This window comes from Paraburkholderia sp. GAS206C, from assembly GCF_050435645.1.
GTDB lineage: Bacteria > Pseudomonadota > Gammaproteobacteria > Burkholderiales > Burkholderiaceae > Paraburkholderia > Paraburkholderia phenazinium_B.
In genome coordinates, this window is sequence record NZ_JBNDKR010000009.1 from 413,661 (window position 1) to 430,844 (window position 17,184).

Here is a 17,184-nt window from a genome sequence, read left to right on the forward strand (position 1 = left end):
TAGGTTCGCTTTGTTCAAGATAGCGCAATCAGCGCTTCCGGGGCGATCGAAATGCCGACCGGCGTGCCGCGCGCGAGTTCGACTCGGCCCGCCACGTCGACGATCAGGGCATCGGGCGCTGCGCCGCCAATCGTCAGACGGGTACGCTCGCCGAGAAAGGCCGCGCTTTCGACGGTGCCGCGCAGATGGGCGCTGGCCGGATCGGCCAGGTAGGCGTCTTCGGGCCGGAAAAACAGCTCGTTCTCTCCGGCTGCCGCCGAGCCAGGCGTGCTGCGCAATGGCAGCGGCACCGCGCCGCCTGTGGTGCTCAGCATGCCTTCACGCCGCTCGCCGGCGAGGCGGTTGATCGTGCCGACGAACTGCGCCACCGCCCGATTCGCCGGACGGTAGTAGATATCGCGCGGCGTGCCGATCTGCTCGATGCGGCCGGCGCTCATCACGACGATCCGGTCGCCCAGTTCCATCGCTTCGGCCTGATCGTGTGTCACATACACGGTGGTGATGCCGAGTTCGCGCAGCAGCGTATTCATCTCGCCGCGCAAGGCGTCGCGCAGGCGGGCGTCGAGCGCAGTGAGCGGCTCGTCGAGCAGCAGCACGCGCGGCTGCATCGCCAGCGCACGGGCGAGCGCGACACGCTGACGCTGGCCGCCGGAGAGCTGATCAATCGGTTTGTCGGCGTGGGCGGTGAGCCGCATCATCGCGAGCAGTTCATCCACGCGTTGACGCGCGGTGTCTGCTGCCACGCGTTTGATCTTCAGCCCATAGCCGATGTTGCCGCGCACGGTGAGGTTCGGAAACAGCGCGTAGCTCTGGAACACCATGCCGACCTGGCGCTTCTCGATCGGCAGCGCGGTGACGTCTTCGTCGCCAAAGGCAATCTGGCCACCGGCGTCAGGCGTCTCCAGACCGGCGATCATGCGCAACGTCGTGGTCTTGCCGCAACCGGACGGCCCGAGCAGCACGAGGGTTTCGCCGGCGCCGATCTGCAGGTCGAGCGGTTCGAGCACACGCGTGCCGCGAAACGTCTTGGCACATTGCGTCAGCGTGATGGGAACGGGAGCGAGTTTCATGGCGTGTCGATGGTGCGGGTTGAACGTGGCGAAGCTGCCTTAAGGCGTTTCGGCCTGCTGCTGCGCTGGCCAGTGGCGTCGACGCCGAGCCATTGCATGGCGACCAGCAGCGGCATCGTCATGATGAAGAACAGGATCGTGTAGGCGCTGCCGATCTCGATGCGCAGCGACGCGTAGGTATCGGCGAGGCCCACTGGCAGTGTCTTCGTGTCAGGGGTGTGCAGCATCCACGTGAGGTTGAATTCGCCGATCGAGAGCGTCACCACCGCCAGCGCGCCGGCGACGATGCCCGGCCGTACGTTCGGCAATACGATGGTCAGGAAGCGCTGAGTGAAACTCGCGCCGAGGCTCGCGGCGCCTTCCTCGAGTGTCCGCAGATCGGCGCTTGCAGCGACGGCGGCAACCGCGCGCACCATGAACGGCAGCGTGAACACGACGTGACCGACGACGATGAACCAGACGCTCATGCGGAACACCGTGATGCCGCCGTACACCACCAGCAGTGCGAGTGCGGACGCGAGACCGGGCAGAGCGATGGGCAGCACCAGAAACTCTTCGATGATGCGCGAGAGCCGCGTCTTGCTGCGTGCCAGCACGTAGCCCGCCGGCACGCCGGTGAGCAGCGTGATGACGAGCGTCGCCGCCGCGACTTCGAGCGACAGAAACACCGATGCGTGATACTGCGTCCACACTTCGATCAGCCAGCGCAGTGTTAGGCCGCTCGACACGCCCTTGAAGTAATTGACGGTGAGGCCGGCCATGATCGACATCACGACCGGCACGATCAGAAACGCGCACAGCAGCAGCGTTACGAGCCACTGGCCGGCTAAGAGCAGCGTGCGCGACGACAGGCGCGGCTGCGCGCGGCGCCGGGTCGACGGCGCCGACGGTGGCGCGGATGGCGGTCTGGCGGTGTCGGTTACGGAGTTCATCGGTGTATCTTCATACAGATTGATAGCAGAGCTAAGGGGTACTTGTTCAATGCGGCTGGCGTGTACACATCGTCACGTAGGCACCTGCGCTATGCACTCGCTGCGACAGCCGAGCCGGTAGCGCTACGTGCCAACGCCAGCACGAGCCACGTCACGAGGCCAAGCACAATCGACAGCCCTGCGGCCGTTACCATGTTCGCGTTCAGCGTGAACTCGGTGTAGATGGTCATCGGCAGGACGTCGATATCGGTGGCGAGCGTAAAGGCCGTGCCGAACGCGCCCATCGCGGTGGCGAAGCACACCGCGCCTGCCGCGATCAGTCCCGGCGAGAGGGCGGGCAGCACGATGTCGCGCATGATCTGCCACGGCGACGCGCCAAGCGAACGGGCCGCTTCTTCGAGCGAGGCATCGAGCTTGGTCGCCGACGCCATCACCGTCACGATCACGCGCGGAATCGAGAAGTACAGGTAGCCGAGAAAGAGGCCGCTCATCGAATACGCGAAGACCCAGCGGTCGCCAGTCAGCTTCAGCGACAGCGCGCCGATCAACCCCTGACGTCCCGCCAGCATGATCACCATGAAGCCGACCACTACGCCAGGGAACGCCAGCGGAAAGGTCAGTAGTGCGAGCAGTGTGCGTTTGCCTGGGAATTCGCGCCGCGCCAGCAACAGGCCCGAGATCACGGACAGCACCAACGTTGCCGCTGTGACCGCCGCCGAGAGCAGCACGGTCGCGCCGAGGCTCGTCATGTAGCGCGCGTTGGTGAGCATCGCGCGGTACGTATCGAAGGCGTGGCCGTTGCCGCTCAACTGCGCGAGCGCACCCATCGGCAGCAGCCAGAACGCAATGAAAACTGCGAGCGCCGGCGCGATCAACGCAATGCGCCAGCGCAGCGGAAACGTGACGTCGTTCAATGCATCACCTGAAGATACTGTTCGCCGAAGCTTTGCTGCTTCTCCGCCATCTTGCCGAAATCGACCGCCTTGGCGCGGGCGTATTCGCTTGACGGCAGGAATTTGGCGGCAGCTTCCGGGCTCATCGCATTGGCGCGGACCGGACGAAGGTAGGCATTGGCCCACAGCTTCTGGCCTTCGTCGGAGAGCACGAAGTCCAGCACCTTCTTGCCGTTGGCTTCATGCGGCGCGCCCTTCACGAGGCTCATCACATACGGCACCGAGATCGTGCCTTCCTTCGGAATCACGAATTCGACATTGGCCTGATCCTTGTACTTCGCGCGGTAGGCGTCGAAGTCGTAGTCGAGCAGGATCGGAATTTCGCCGGAGAGCACACGCGCGTAGGCGGTCTGCTTCGGCACGATCGGCGCGTTGGCCTTGAGCTTGCGGAACCAGTCCAGACCCGGCTGGAAGTTGTCGAAGCTGCCGCCTAGCGCCTGGTTCACCGCCACCGCGCCGGCATAGCCCACGAACGCACTCGACGGATCGAGGTAGCCGATCATGCCTTTGTACTCGGGCTTGAGCAGGTCGGCCCACGAACGCGGCACAGGCTTGCCTTCGAGCGCATCCTTGTTGACGAAAAAGCCCAGCGTGCCCGAGTGGATCGCGAACCAGTAGCCTTGCGGATCCTTCATGTTGGTGGGGATGTCGTCCCAGTGAGCCGGCTTGTATGGCTGGATCACGCCTTTGTCTTTTGCCTGGAAGGCCGACGACACGCCGAGGTAGACGACGTCCGCCACCGGGCTCTTTTCTTCGGCCATCAACTGGGCGATGGACTGCCCGGAGTTCTTGTTGTCGAACGGCACGCGAATGCCCGTCCTGGCCTGGATCGCCTTGATCTGGCTCGCCCAGTCGGCCCATTCGGGCGGGCAGTTGTAGCAGATCGCGGTTTCGTCGGCATAGGCCGCGGCGGGTGCGGCGAGGATAGTCGCGGCCGAGGCGAACAGGGCAGAGGCGGTTAGCACGGCGGTGGCGGTGGTGCGCGTCAGCTTGCCGGTCAACTGACGCAGGACGGCACCAAAACAGGAGGAACGGCGAGTCACAGCGGGTCTCCTTGGAAGGAAGGTAGCGAGAAGTTGGTTAAATCGTGCTTCAGCAGCGGGGCCTGCGAGGCGCCTGCGCTGCGTGTTGTTTCTATGCGCAGTGCTGGTGAATCAATGATACGGGTGCGTTACGCCAGCGGTTGTATCGAGCGCGGGCGCGAGGTTTCGCTGGTGTTCGAGATCGCGGCGATCGTGGCGCCTTCGCGCAACGCGTGGGGCAGCGTGAGCGATATGGACGTGTCGCTATAGGTGCCGTCGATGCGTGCCATCAGCCGGCGCCAGGCGGAGCAGCCGATTTCACGGTTCGGCGCGCAGACGGTGGCGAGCGGCGGCTGCAGCAACGCGCCCATGGAAAGCCCGTCGAAACCGAGGATCGACATGTCGTGCGGGATCTGCAGGCGCGCGCGGCGCAGACCGCGGATGACGACCATCGCCAGCAGGTCGTTGCTGCAGAAGAGGGCGGTCGGACGGTTCGGACCGCTGGTCAGATGGGCCAGCACCGAGGGAGCGAGCTCTTCAGCGTTGAAATCGATTTCAAGCGCCGGGGCCGGCGTCAGCCCGGCCTGCTGCATGGCTTGCGCGTAGCCCAGGTGGCGCAGGCGCGCACGATCCGAGGCGGCGAGCGTGCCTGCCAGCATGAGGATGCGGCGATGGCCGTGGGCGATCAGCATGCGCACGCCGTCGTAGGCGGCGAGCCGGTTGTCGACCGACACCGACGGACGGCGTACCGTATCGTTGTGCATCAGCACGTAGAGGAGGCCGGCGCGATCGAGGTCGTCGAGCAGCGGGTGGGTATCGGCGTCCGCGACGGTCAGCGCCAGGCCTTCGACGCGGTGTTCGCGCAGCGTCTCGATGGCGTGGCGCTCGCGTTCGGCGTCGTACTGGGTGGTCATCAGCATCAGCCGATAGCCCTGAGCGCTGGCCAGGTCGTCAATGCCCTGCAGGCACTCCGCGAACACCGGGTTGGCGATCGTGGGGAGGATGACGCCGATCAGGCGGGTGCGCTCGCCGCGCAGCTGGCGGCCTAGCGGGCTGGGGCGAAAATTGAGCGCGTCGATCGACTGGCGCACCTTGTCGAGCGTGACGGGATTCACGGTGTGCGGCGCGTTGATGGCGCGCGAAACCGTGGCAATCGAGAAGCCTGCGTGTGCCGCGACATCCTTGATGGTAGGGGTCATCGCTATGGTTTTGGCTCGGGTTGTAAACGTTTTCGTCGAGCGGATTATCGGCAAGCTTTGTGACTCGCCGATGACTCGGGAGGCATGGGAAGGCGCGGGTTTGGTGCGGCGGCGACCCAATGGTAGAATCGCGTCCGCCCTGCCGGGGTGATGAAATTGGTAAACATAGCGGACTTAAATTATTGAGTGCCCGACCGGAAACGGCCGGTGCAGAACCCCTCAAATTCGGTGAACCCCCTGGTTTTGCGCTGCGCGCGCAACCGAGGCAACGCCGAGCCAAGCCCGCCGTCGCATGAGTGCGAGGGTGCGGAAGGTGTAGAGACTAGACGGGGGGCGCCTTAGGCGGCGAGGGCTGGCGGTTTTGCCGCACAGTTCAGCCGCGATGGTGAAGGCATAGTCCAGCGCACGAACGAGGATGCCGCCCGGTATCGTCGGCGTCGAAAGACGTGGTGTGACGAAAATCCGCCGCTTAACAGCTTGCCGGTTCGAGTCCGGTCCCCGGCACCAAAGAAGTTTTTGACTGGCGCGCTCTGCGTCAGTGGCTTCCATACAGCCGCCGAACACCGCTAATTCCATTCTGTGCCCGCTAACCGTGGTTAGCCGAATACCTGCGGGTGCTCGGCAAGTATCGCGCTACCTGTTCCGATCAGCGCTACGCCTCCCGCCATCTCCGCTCGCCTGCCATGCTACATGGACAAGAAAACGGCCGATCAAGGACGTCAATGGCGAAAGGCTTGCGTAATGTCTGGCGCTACTTCTACCCACCTCACCTCGTGCGGCAGCGAAGCGAAGATATCCGAGCAATACAGTACTGCGAAATATGGCGGGAATAGCGCCGGTGGCCGCTCCGTTTACCACAAGGCCCAGAAAGGAATCTGGGCCAAGGTGGACAACGCTGGGTCGTCCGGTCAAGGAAGGCTAACACCTCACCTCATCATTGCGAGGCGGTTCGGCACTTGCGTGTCCGTTGGGAATTTACCGTGGTCGAGCGCAGGAGAGGGTGAGTGAACGTCGAAAACGAAAGCGGGTCTGGCGCGGTATCCGCTCAGGAGGACACAGCGAAGCCTAACGTCGCCATGATGACCAGAAATATTGGCCACCTGCTACGACTCGCGCGACTCAGGTTAGCGAATCTGATGGACAAGCAGCTGCTTAAACAATTGGGCATTACGAATGTTCAGGCGACTCTTTTGTTTCTCATTTCGACGGGCGAATCGGCGTCGTTGAAAACGCTTGCGCAGAGCAGCGGCACCGAGATGGCGAGAACATCACGACTTCTCACCTTGCTGGAGGAGCGGGGCCTGGTGGTGCGCATTCGCTCCGGCTCGGATCGCCGGGTTACCGAGTTGCAGTTGACGGATGCCGGGTCTTCTCTGGCCAGTCGACTGCCCATGATCCTCCGCGATGTCGCCGACCTGGCGTTATCGACATTCGATGAGACCAACAGGGAGCTACTGGTGGATATGCTCTCCGATCTGATTGGGAACTGCGAGATGATCGAGCATCAATCGGCGGGGCGGCCGAGCGAGAATGACCGGATGAATCCGCAAGAATACTGGAAGGACTCGCTAGACCTCGTCGAGCTCCCATGCTCGCGAGAGTATTGCCGGTAGCTGCGCTTTCGAGCTGCGGCTTTCGTGCAGAGTTGCGGTGGATCCTGCCTGGACGGTCATCAATAATAAAAAAACAGGCCGCTCCGGTGACAAGGGAGGGGAATCCGAAAACCGGAACGGCCTTGAAAGGCTACTCAAACATTCGATGCGCGTTAAAACTTGTAGGTCGCGCCGATCTGCAGGAAACGGCCCATATACGTATAGAGCGACTGGTCGTAGCCGGTCTGGTCGATCTGGCTCAGCCACTCCGGATCGAACGGAGGTGCACGGTTGAAGATGTTGTTCATGCCGCCGTAGACCGTCCAGTGCTTGAAGCCCGTGTACGCCACGTTAAGGTTGAACACGCTATACGACGCGGTCGAGAAGTTCAGACCCAGCGCGTTGGAGTACGGACCGGTGTACTGCCATGCGAGATCTGCATTCCACTGGTGGAAATTCCACGAGAGATCCGTGTTGCCCTTCCAGCGCGGGAACGAACCGCCGAACGGCTGCGCAAGCGTCAGGTCGTTACCCGCGCCGTCGACCGTCGAAGCGAGGCCGCCGATGCCGCTCATCTTGAAGTGCCACACATAACCCCAATCGCCCGATAGCTTGAACGTACCAATCGAGGTGGGCAGCGATTGCGCGAACGTCATTTCAAAGCCGTCCGTATCGAACGAACCGAGGTTCTCGTATTCGTTGGTCTCGAACGCAATCGAACCGTCCGCGTTCAGGACCGTGCCGCTTGGATCGAGCTGCGTGCCGATTGCCTTGTCGACGTGAATCTTGTACCAGTCGAAGCCGATGTCGGTCGTGCGTGTGGGCGAGAGTTCGAAGCCGATGTTGTAGTTCTTCGTACGTTCCGGCTGCAGGTTCGGATTGCCCTTGGTGATGACGTTTTCGTCCTGCCCATTCGGCCCGATCGGCTGGATGCCGATGTTCGACGAATTCGTGTTTTCGAGGAACTCCGGTGCGCGGAAGCCGCGGTTGTACGAAGCGTACGTGGTGAACTGCTGGATCGGCTGGAAGCGCAGGGCGAAACGCGGCGAGAACGCACCGCCGAAGTCGCTGTAGTGGTCATAGCGGCCCGACTGGCTGAACGTCAGCATCTTGTTGATCAGCGGAACGTCGACCTGGTAGTACACCGCGGCCACGTTGCGCTCACCGTCCACCGTCTGGAGGTTCGGTCCCAGCGTGGTGCCGTTCAGGTAGTTGGCGCCTTCCTCGATCAGTTCGCTTTCGTGCAGGAACTGCGCACCCAGACCCAGGCCGACGTCACCGGTCGGCAGATGGAACAGGTTCGGTGTCGCGAGCGTTGCGTCGAGCGCGTCGAGCTTGGAAATGCCCAGGTTGTTCGCCGTCGTCAGGATGCTGTTCACGGCGCCAGGCGTAGCCGACGGATTTACGAAATTAAGCGTGCCGTTGTTCAGCGCTGAGGTCAACGCGATCGGATTGACATAGTTTCCGAGCGTGTTGCTCACCGTGCTCATCGAATGCGTGTACCCGGCATTCCAGTCCCAGTCTTCCTGGCCGGTCGTGAAGCTTCCTTTCACGCCGGTTGCCGCACGCCAGTAGTTTGCATCCGTGGTCGAACCGAACGTACCCGGCAGGGTGCCAAACAGTTCCTGAGCCACGCCGGTCGTGTTGAACGGATTGTTGGCCGGTACCACTGCCGTGAACGGAGTCACGGTCTTGGTGACCGGGTTGAACTGCAGGCTATTGCCAAGGACAACGGGGCCGTCGTTCGTCGTCGTCGTATTGTTGCTTTCCCACAGATCGGCGTACGCGGTCGTTGTATCGTTGATCTTGAAGTCGCCGTGAACCTTGGCGCTGAAACGCTCCGTCATCGGCTCGATCGACGTGTCTTCAGCCGTATTCCTCAGGCACACATTGCCGCTATTGATCGCGCCGGTTTGCGACGCAATGATGCTGGAGGAAGCGGGCGCAATCTTGCCGCCAGCGCAGCCGAACGGCGTCGCAACACCGGTAGTGGGATTCAGGAAGTACGACGGTTGCTGGACCGAGCCGCCAAACATCTGGTTGCTGAAGTCCTGATTCTCTGTCGTGTCGCGATCGGCCAGCGTATAACCGTTCGACTTGTAGTAGCTCGCGGTCGCCGTGATGTTATAGCCGTCGGAGGTCAGATTGCCGAAGCCGCCAAGAATGCCGAACTTGGTCGTGCCTCCGCCGCCTTGTGTCGCGCCACCATAGCTTCCGTCGAGCTGCAGGCCCTGGAAATCATGTTTGGTGATGATGTTGACCACGCCGCCGATCGCGTCGGAACCGTACTGCGACACGGCGCCCGTCTTCACCACTTCGATGCGGTCGATTGCATCTATGGGAAGCGTGTTCAGGTCGAAGAACTGATCGGTGCCGTTGACAGCGAATGCAAACGGCGCAACACGTTGACCGTCGACGAGCACCAGCGTGTATTTTTCGCTCAGGCCGCGCAGTGCGATACCGGCGCCGCCGGCAGCAAAGCTGTCAGACGTGGACTCTCCCCAACTGTTGGCCGAGTTCGCGGAAATGGAGCGTACGTAGTCGGAGACACTCTTTTCCCCCGAGTTCTGAATGTCTTTCGTGGTGATCACCTGAACCTGCTGGAAGCCCACTTTGTCCGCCTGGCGGATCAGCGAGCCCGTGACCTGAAACGTCTGTAATTGCTTGACGTTCTTGCTGGTCGCCGTTGCTGCCGTGCCCGATGCCGCTGCGGGAGCGGCAGCCGCCGCCGTGCCTGAAGCCGCCGCGGTGGCGGCCGGCGTTGCCGTGGCTGCCGGCTGGCTTTGCGCAAACGCTGGAGCGGCGATTGCGGTCGTCAGTGCGAGCTCAGCCCAGACGATTCTTCGAATGGCTAACGCCATTGCCCGTTGTTTCATCTCACCCCTCATAGTTGTCAGTGATGGCCTACATTGTTTGGCGAGGAGAAGTCTTATGGATTCCTCCTCGCGATCCACGGCGTGGATACGCCGAATCCCTGCCTGCGCTGCGCGTGTGCCAACGAGCCATCTACACATGCGGCGCTTCGGACACAATAAGTTTGAATTTGAAAGTCATATCTGAATCGGACTACTAATCGTAGTCATTGTCGTATCGACGATTAGCCTCGGATTTCGAGGACATCGCAACGGCTATCCAACGGCGCGTGCCGGCGGCCTTACACCTGTCGCGTCTCGCTGGAGGGCTTCACGTAAATGAGTTGCGTGACCTTACCAAGTCACAATAATTTTTTGTCGACGTTTGTTTGTCGCGTACAAGCAATTCGCACGGGCGTTGGTTGATGTGATTCGACCGGGAGCGCATCGCGGAGTCGACGGTTTCGGCGCCAAGCCAGCTTCGCTGGGCCGTTCCTATGGAGTGGGAGCAAGTTACGAAGGGCCGCAACGAAACTCGATCCAGATTATTCCATGGCTTAAAAGAAATACATGAAGGGTCGCTAAACAACATTTCTCGAGCATTCCACTCTTTCGGAAATGAATTTCTGGAGGTGCGTTCTAGATCGGACGTGGCATATCTTCGGCGACGTCGAGGGCGACGTCGCGGGGAACCAGATAGGGTTCGGGGGGATTTGAATGTGCAGCAACCGGACGTGCTACGGGAGATGCCTTAACGGGCGGCCTGGACGAGTCCGCCGCCCGAGATCGTCGAAGCGCTCGCCCCAACCGTTAAACCAGCACGTGGCCACCATCGACAACGATGACCTGTCCCGTGCTAAAGCCCTGTTGCATCAGATAAAGATACGTTTGGGCAACGTCGCTTGCTTCTCCAACCCTTCGTACCGGCATCTTTTCGGCGATATAGTCATACAGACCTTCGCGATCGGCTTCGCTCATGTTGTCCCACAACGCCGTACGCAAGACGCCGGGCGCCACGGCGTTGACACGCAGTGGTGCAAGCTCGACGGCCAGGGTACGGGTCAGCGATTCGATCGCACCCAGGATGCTCGACGGGATGGTCCAGGCAGGCAGCGGACGCGACGACGCCACTCCGCTTGTCAACGTAATGGAGCCGCCCGCTCGAATGAGGGGAGCCCCATACTTGACCGCTTTGAGTGCGCCCCAGTAACGTACTTCAAAAGCTCGCTGCGCGGCTTCAATGCTGAGCTCCGCAAGGTTTTGCAGGAGCAGTGTCTCGCCGGCAGTGTAGACGAGATGGTCGAATGCGCCGACGCGCGCAAAAAACGCCCTTACTTGAGCCTCATCGGAAAAGTCGAGCGGCTCGCCACGTGTGCCTTGAGGTAGTCGCTCCAGTGCAGCCGCAACGCGTTCCGGCTTGCTCGATGCGATGATGACCTCGGCTCCGGACTTCGCCGCAGCTTCGGCCACGGCAAAGCCAATTCCTGATGTACCGCCGGCTATGACGATGCGGCTGCCTTGAAGAGTGATGCTGGAAAGCTGATTGTTTCCCATGCTTTAAGTTTCGTAAGAAGGAGATCCCGCACGGTGACGTCGAAAGTAGGCTGGATCGATGCGCCACCGCGGCCGCGAAAGAGTGTACGTGGTTTGCGAAAATCTCGTTGGAGACGCTGCACTCCGGCATACGTCGTGTACTGCCCGATCTTTAACGATGCGAACGGGAACGGCTAACCCACCAGCACGTCGGCATTGAGCGTTTGGACCTTATTGGTCATGGCAACGCGCGTGCCATCGTGGCCGCCCCTCATTGGTGTCGGGGTATTCGAACAGTGCTGGATGACAAGGACGTGAATTGGATGAGATCGGGAGGGTTGGTTGAGGGAGTGGAGCGCGTCCACACACGTCAACAACTGCCCTGAAAAACTTCCCGAAATTTCCAAACCGACATAGCATTCTTAAAGGAGCATCGGCGATGCTGACGCCGGGAAATAGAACCTTCTGGAGGAACCATGAAAGTACGCACGCATCACGTTGTAGTTGCGGCAGCGCTCATCGGCGTGACGATCCCAATGTCCACAGTTCACGCCCAACTCGGCAACCTGCTAAATCAAGGGAACAACGGTTCGTCGCCGAGTCTGGGTGGTTTGACCGGCGGCTCGTCGTCTGGAGGCCTCGGCGATCTTGGTAGCGCGCTGTCGGGCGGTTCGGTGACATCCGGCAACAGCAGCAATGTCGCAGGCGTGCTGCAGTTCTGCATCAAGAATAACTATCTGGGCGGCAGCAGCGCGTCGTCGGTAAAAGATTCGCTGATGAGCAAGCTGCCAGGCGGCGCGTCGAGTTCCAACGGCGGCTACACCGACGGCGCCAACGGCATTCTGGATACAGGTAGCGGCCAGAAGCTGAGCCTGGGTGGCGACGGCGTCAAGCAGCAACTCACCAAGCAGATCTGCGACAAGATTCTCGACCAGGGAAAATCGATGCTATAAGCATGGCGAGCTTGGTTCGCTCGCCCTGATCAAAGAATCTCGCGCTAGTGATCGCCGGCACCAGGTGAAGTACTGCTAAACAGTCTCTTTGTCGTTGCGCGCCGCGTTTGATTTGCGCTTCCTTTGAAGCGAAGGAGACCGTTCGGTCAAGCGGGCCCCCGCATCTTTATCCGCAGAGCCCGCGGCCGCGAACCGCCGTCGATACTCGGCTGGCGTCGTTTGTTTTGCAGCCCTGAACTGCCGATTGAAATTGGCGACGTTCGCGAAGCCCGAACGGGCGGCGATGACAGCAACGGGCAGGGAAGTGTCAACCAGCATCCGGCACGCGTGCCCGATACGAACCCGGGCGATATACCGTCCGACGCTCTCACCGATATGTTGAACGAAGTAACGCGTAAGCGTGCGTTCCGACAGGTTAGCGGCCTCACAGAGTTCCGAGAGTCGCAGCGGTTCGGCAAACCGCGCGTCGATTACCGAAAGAACCCGGTTAATCCGTTCGGGCTCGTGGCCAGACGGGCCGGCGTTCGCCTGATTGAAAGCACTCGGCGAGGCGAGCGGCTGTCCGGGCGCGTCGGCCAGCGTGCACAAGATATCGAGGGCGGCGCCAAGGCGCTCGCGCGCCTCGCTCGACAGCAATTGTGCGAGGCGCTCACGCATCGCTTTTCCAGCAGGTGGATCGAAGGCGAGCCCACACGCGGCTCTGCGCAACAGCTTGCGTAGCGGTTCATATTCGCGGCAACAATCGGCCATGCGCCGCGCCCAATCGCCGTCGAACCAGATGACGATAGCGACTTGGGGCGAAGAAGCGTCGATCGAACGGTTCGACGACCAGGTGTGCGGAAGATCCGGCGGCACGAGGACGAGATCCTCAGCCTCATAATCGCTAACGGAGTCGCCGATGTAGCGCTTGCCGTGACTGTTCATCGTCAGCGTGAGTTCGTACTCCGGATGATGATGCCACTCGAATGGAATACGCGGCAGACGCCGATGGTAAACCCGCAGTGAACAGTCCTCGCCGAACTCGACGTGCTCATAGGCTGGCTTCATGGCCGAAAACGCAAATGAATTGCCTGAATAGTATCACCATGGCGCGCATCCCCGTCATATGCTCTCGACATACCAGGTCCGTATGGAGACAGTCATGGCGTTGAAAATCGAAGATTTGCCAGGTGCAATTCGACAAGCGAAAAGAGAATTGCGCGCGGCGTTGCCGAACTATGGCGAGGTGTTCGCCGAGGTCGAAGAAGCGATCGGCGCCGAGGCGAAACGAATCGCAGGGCGGCGCGATCGGGGAGAGGACGTTATCCCCGAGATTCAGTTTTCCGACATTACCGAACAACGCGTCACCGCCGACCAGATCGCGATCGTCAAGGCACGCGGCGCGTGCGTGATTCGCAACGTGTTCCCCCGTGCGCTGGTGCAAAGCTGGGACCAGGAGATTGCCCAGTATGTCGAGCGAAATCATCTCGACAAGCGCCTGGAAAACCGCGCGGAGGACAAATACTTCGGACAGCTCGCTTCCAGCAAGCCGCAGATCTATGGCGTGTACTGGTCGAAGCCGCAGGTACTCGCCCGGCAGTCGGATTCGTTGACTGCGGCGCGCGTGTTCCTGAACCGGCTGTGGCGCAACGAGAGCGAAGGCCGCGTGCACTTCGATCCGGAGCGCGTGCCCGTCTACGCCGACCGTCTGCGTCGCAGGCCACCAGGCTCCGCGTCGCTTGGTTTGTCGGCGCATTGCGACGGCGGGTCGGTCGAACGTTGGATCGAAAGCAATTTTCGCAAGGTCTACCGCCACGTGTTTGACGGGAGCTGGCGCGACTACGATCCGTTCGACGCTGCGTTCCGGCCCGATGTGCAAGAGATCGCTTCGCCCGCCGTTTGTTCGATGTTTCGCACGTTTCAGGGCTGGACTGCGTTGACGCCGCAAGGTCCGGGCGATGGCACCTTGCAACTCGTACCCATCGCCAACGCAATGGCGTACATCCTGTTGCGGGCGCTTCAGGACGATATCGCGGAGGACGACCTGTGCGGTGCCATGCCCGGGAGGGCGCTGTCGATCAAGCCGGAATTTCACGCGCCATTGTTCGAGGCGCTGTCGTCGATTCCTAAAATGGAAGCGGGCGACACCGTGTTCTGGCATAGCGACGTCATCCATGCGGTCGAAGACGAGCATAAAGGCGCGGGCTATAGCAATGTAATGTACATTCCCTCGGCACCCGCATGCGCCAAAAACGATGCGTACCTTGAGCGCCAGTTGCCGAGCTTCATGAAGGGAGAAAGTCCACCCGATTTCCCCGCTGACCATTTCGAGGTTGATTTCACCGGACGCGCCACGGCTGACGACCTGACGCCGCGAGGCAAGGCGCAACTTGGCTTTGATCTGTAGTTGGGCAAAGGCGTTTTATACGCGCGGAAGCGGGCACGCAAGCTTACCGGTACTGCAGCGTTGAGACTGGCAAGTGTTTCGTGACCGCCAGACCATACCGCGATACGATATGGCGGTCCCTGCCTGGAGAGCCGTCCAATGACAAACATCGCAGCGCTTCGCGACTTCTATGCGCGATACGTAACAGCCAAGGCTGGGTGCAAAGACGCAAGAATCTGCGAGGCATTTGCTGCGATTGAAAGAGAGAGGCATCTGGGCCCTGGACCGTGGAATGTATTGACGCTGTCGGGTTACGTCTCGACCGAAACGTCGGACCCGGCCGTTCTCTACCAGGACATTGTGATCGGGCTCAAGACCGAGCGGGGCCTCAACAACGGGGAACCGAGTCTCCACGCACGTTGTCTGGACGCAGCGGCCATCTCGCCGGGCGAGACCATCACCCATATCGGCTCGGGAACTGGCTACTACACAGCGTTGCTCGCGTACCTCACCGGTCACGCCGGGAGCGTGGCCGCGTATGAGATCGACCCGGAACTCAGTGCGAAAGCAGCTTCGAACCTCGCGCACCTGACGCAGGTTCGGGTCGTCAAGGAAAGCGGAACGCAAGCGGTGTTGCCGCTATCGGATCTGATTTACGTCAGCGCCGGCGCGACGCATCCATTGAACAGCTGGCTCGAATCGCTCAACGTGGGTGGCCGTCTCATCTTCCCATTGACACCTAACCGCGGTCTCGGCGGCATGCTGCTCGTGACGCGCGTGGACGCCAACTCATACGCGGCAAAGTTCATCTGCGGTGCGATGTTCATCGAGTGTATTGGGGCGCGCGATGATGCGACCGGAGAGTCTCTGGTTGCCGCCTTCGAATCGGGTGATATGGCGGCAGTCAGGTCGCTAAGATTGAAGACGTCCGCTGATTCGTCGGCGTGGTTTGTGGGAACCGACTGGTGGCTATCAACGTCAGAGCCGCAAGGTTTCGCGGCTTGATATCCCACATCGGACCCGGTTCATAACGCGACGACGACCGGAAGGCGAAGTCGCGGGCTAAACGAGCAGGGATCCAATCCGCAACGCTATGCACTTGCAAAGGCGATATCGGACGGGCTCCCAACCGCAACATACGTCCCGGTAAACCGCGGCTTCCCACTGGCCTTATCGACCGAAAAGATCGCGATATGGTCACTGCGCTGATTCAGCGAATACATGAAACGCCCCGACGGATCGAATTTGATCACACGCGGATAGTCCCCACCGGTAGGCACTTCCCCGACGCGCTGCAGATGTCCGTTTCCGGCGACGCTGAACTGCACGATCGTGTCGTGCAGCCGGTTCGCCACATAGATGAACCGGCCATCATGTGAAAACACAAGTTCCGACGCGAAGCTCGTGCCCTGATACGCGTCCGGCAGCGTCGAGACCGACTGCAACTGCGTCAACGTTCCATGCGCACTGTCGTAGGCATAGCAGACCAGCGTCGACGCTTCCTCTGTGACCTCATACAGATAGCGCCCATTGGGATGAAACGCGAGGTGCCGTGGTCCGGCGCCTGCCGACGCGGCGACGAACGGCGGATCGTTCGGTGACAGCGCGCCGGTCGTTTCGTCGAACTTCCAGATGTACGTTCGATCGACACCAAGATCGGTTGAGATCGCGAATCGACCATCCGGCGAAGGCACAATCGTATGCGCGTGCGGTCCGTCGTGATCGCTGATGGCAAAGCTGCCAGGCACACCTTCCGCCGCGTGCTGCGCACCGGCTGGCGCCTTCGGCTGCTGAACAGAGCACGCCTCGCCCAGCGTGCCGTCGTTCGAAACCGGAAAGACCGCGACGCTGCCGCTGTTGTAGTTCGCGACCATCAAAAAGCGGCCGCCTGGATGCAAGCTCAGATAGACCGGACCGGCGCCGTGCGAGTCGACCGTGTTGATCAGTTTCAACGTGCCCGTGCCGCTTTCGATCGCATAGGCGCTGACCGAGCCGTCGGTCGTGCCGTTGAAGTTCTTCACCTCGCTAACAGCGAACAGGAAGCGTTGTTGCGGGTCGACGAGGAGACTGCTTGGATTCTCGACGCCACGCAGGGGCTCGAGTGCATCGAGCTTGCCGCTACTCCGGTCCACCTGGAAGCGATGGATACCGAGGCCATTGGGCGTGTAAGTACCGACGTACGCAAACAACGGCTTGCCGCTATCGGCGGTGGCTGTGGCACTTTTGCTCGCGGCCTGTGCCGGACGAGTCGCCGCGATCGAGCCGATCGCGGAAGCGGCCGCCAGCGCACTTACGCTTCTGAGCCAAACGCGTCGCGCCTGCGAACGAGGTACCTCGAGATTCCCGACATTGCTCATTGTTTGTCTCCAAAGTAATAACCGACATTCGCTCGACGCTTCATCGGTATTTGATACTGGTAGTCTGCCCACGGCTGTCTGATATATCGGACATGAGTCCGACTCGGCAGATGAGTTGAAGTGTTTCACGGAAAATAAATCGTGGCAATGGGGCGAGTGCCGTCCGCTGGAGCGCGTGAACCGAAACCTTTAGGATGACGAAACTCGTGTACCCAGAATCGCTGCGCATCGAAATCTTCAATATGCATTTTGAATAGATCCGGATGACGAGGTCTTTGCGCGAAGTACGAAAAAACGATCAGTTGTCACGAAATGCAAATGTTCGTCTGTAACGTTTCAGGGTGTGAGAAATTATC

General features: G+C 60.9%; 13 protein-coding genes. 4 read left to right on the forward strand and 9 right to left on the reverse strand.

Features of this window, described 5'->3' with window-relative positions; all coding sequences use genetic code 11:
- Nucleotides 1–14 precede the first annotated feature (14 nt).
- The 5 genes from P3T20_RS26515 to P3T20_RS26535 all read right to left on the reverse strand — a co-directional run bounded on the left by P3T20_RS26515 (nt 15) and on the right by P3T20_RS26535 (nt 5,176).
- Nucleotides 15–1,070, reverse strand: a complete 1,056-nt coding sequence (locus tag P3T20_RS26515) for an ABC transporter ATP-binding protein (protein WP_429288285.1) — start codon at nt 1,068–1,070, stop codon at nt 15–17.
- Nucleotides 1,067–2,002 (reverse strand): ABC transporter permease, encoded by a 936-nt coding sequence (locus P3T20_RS26520; RefSeq protein ID WP_429288286.1) that lies wholly within the window; start codon nt 2,000–2,002, stop codon nt 1,067–1,069. The genes P3T20_RS26515 and P3T20_RS26520 overlap by 4 nt, the downstream gene beginning before the upstream one ends.
- An 89-nt stretch (nt 2,003–2,091) precedes the next feature.
- Nucleotides 2,092–2,916: an ABC transporter permease gene (locus P3T20_RS26525; protein ID WP_429288287.1), complete on the reverse strand. Its 825-nt coding sequence runs from the start codon at nt 2,914–2,916 to the stop codon at nt 2,092–2,094.
- Nucleotides 2,913–3,998 carry an ABC transporter substrate-binding protein gene (locus tag P3T20_RS26530; protein WP_429288288.1) on the reverse strand — a complete coding sequence of 362 codons (1,086 nt, stop codon included), beginning with the start codon at nt 3,996–3,998 and terminating at the stop codon, nt 2,913–2,915. Before P3T20_RS26530 ends, P3T20_RS26525 begins: the two co-directional genes overlap by 4 nt.
- A 128-nt stretch (nt 3,999–4,126) precedes the next feature.
- Complete coding sequence (locus tag P3T20_RS26535; RefSeq protein WP_429288289.1) at nt 4,127–5,176, reverse strand: LacI family DNA-binding transcriptional regulator; 1,050 nt, start codon at nt 5,174–5,176, stop codon at nt 4,127–4,129.
- Between the two features lie 1,004 nt (nt 5,177–6,180).
- On the opposite strand from P3T20_RS26535, the gene P3T20_RS26540 reads away from it, so the two are divergent.
- On the forward strand, nt 6,181–6,789 hold the full coding sequence (locus tag P3T20_RS26540) for a MarR family winged helix-turn-helix transcriptional regulator (RefSeq protein WP_429288290.1): 609 nt from the start codon (nt 6,181–6,183) through the stop codon (nt 6,787–6,789).
- A 152-nt stretch (nt 6,790–6,941) separates the two neighbouring features.
- Here P3T20_RS26540 and P3T20_RS26545 read toward each other — a convergent pair whose 3' ends face one another.
- Both P3T20_RS26545 and P3T20_RS26550 read right to left on the reverse strand, forming a co-directional pair.
- A complete protein-coding gene (locus tag P3T20_RS26545; RefSeq protein WP_429288291.1) occupies nt 6,942–9,644 on the reverse strand; it encodes a TonB-dependent receptor in 2,703 nt (900 codons plus the stop codon).
- A 786-nt stretch (nt 9,645–10,430) separates the two neighbouring features.
- Nucleotides 10,431–11,174: an SDR family oxidoreductase gene (locus tag P3T20_RS26550; protein WP_429288292.1), complete on the reverse strand. Its 744-nt coding sequence runs from the start codon at nt 11,172–11,174 to the stop codon at nt 10,431–10,433.
- A gap of 455 nt (nt 11,175–11,629) precedes the next feature.
- On the opposite strand from P3T20_RS26550, the gene P3T20_RS26555 reads away from it, so the two are divergent.
- A complete protein-coding gene (locus P3T20_RS26555) occupies nt 11,630–12,106 on the forward strand; it encodes a DUF2501 domain-containing protein (RefSeq protein ID WP_074264088.1) in 477 nt (158 codons plus the stop codon).
- Nucleotides 12,107–12,181: 75 nt separating this feature from the next.
- Here the strand turns inward: P3T20_RS26555 and P3T20_RS26560 are convergent, their stop codons facing one another.
- Entirely contained in the window at nt 12,182–13,153 is a 972-nt protein-coding gene (locus P3T20_RS26560) for a helix-turn-helix domain-containing protein (protein ID WP_429288293.1), read from the reverse strand.
- A gap of 94 nt (nt 13,154–13,247) precedes the next feature.
- Between P3T20_RS26560 and P3T20_RS26565 the strand changes: the two genes are divergently transcribed.
- Both P3T20_RS26565 and P3T20_RS26570 read left to right on the forward strand, forming a co-directional pair.
- A complete protein-coding gene (locus P3T20_RS26565; RefSeq protein ID WP_429288294.1) occupies nt 13,248–14,492 on the forward strand; it encodes a DUF1479 domain-containing protein in 1,245 nt (414 codons plus the stop codon).
- Nucleotides 14,493–14,630: 138 nt separating this feature from the next.
- Nucleotides 14,631–15,476 carry a protein-L-isoaspartate O-methyltransferase family protein gene (locus P3T20_RS26570; protein ID WP_429288295.1) on the forward strand — a complete coding sequence of 282 codons (846 nt, stop codon included), beginning with the start codon at nt 14,631–14,633 and terminating at the stop codon, nt 15,474–15,476.
- Nucleotides 15,477–15,562: 86 nt separating this feature from the next.
- Here P3T20_RS26570 and P3T20_RS26575 read toward each other — a convergent pair whose 3' ends face one another.
- Nucleotides 15,563–16,828 carry a lactonase family protein gene (locus P3T20_RS26575; RefSeq protein WP_429288296.1) on the reverse strand — a complete coding sequence of 422 codons (1,266 nt, stop codon included), beginning with the start codon at nt 16,826–16,828 and terminating at the stop codon, nt 15,563–15,565.
- Nucleotides 16,829–17,184 lie beyond the last annotated feature (356 nt).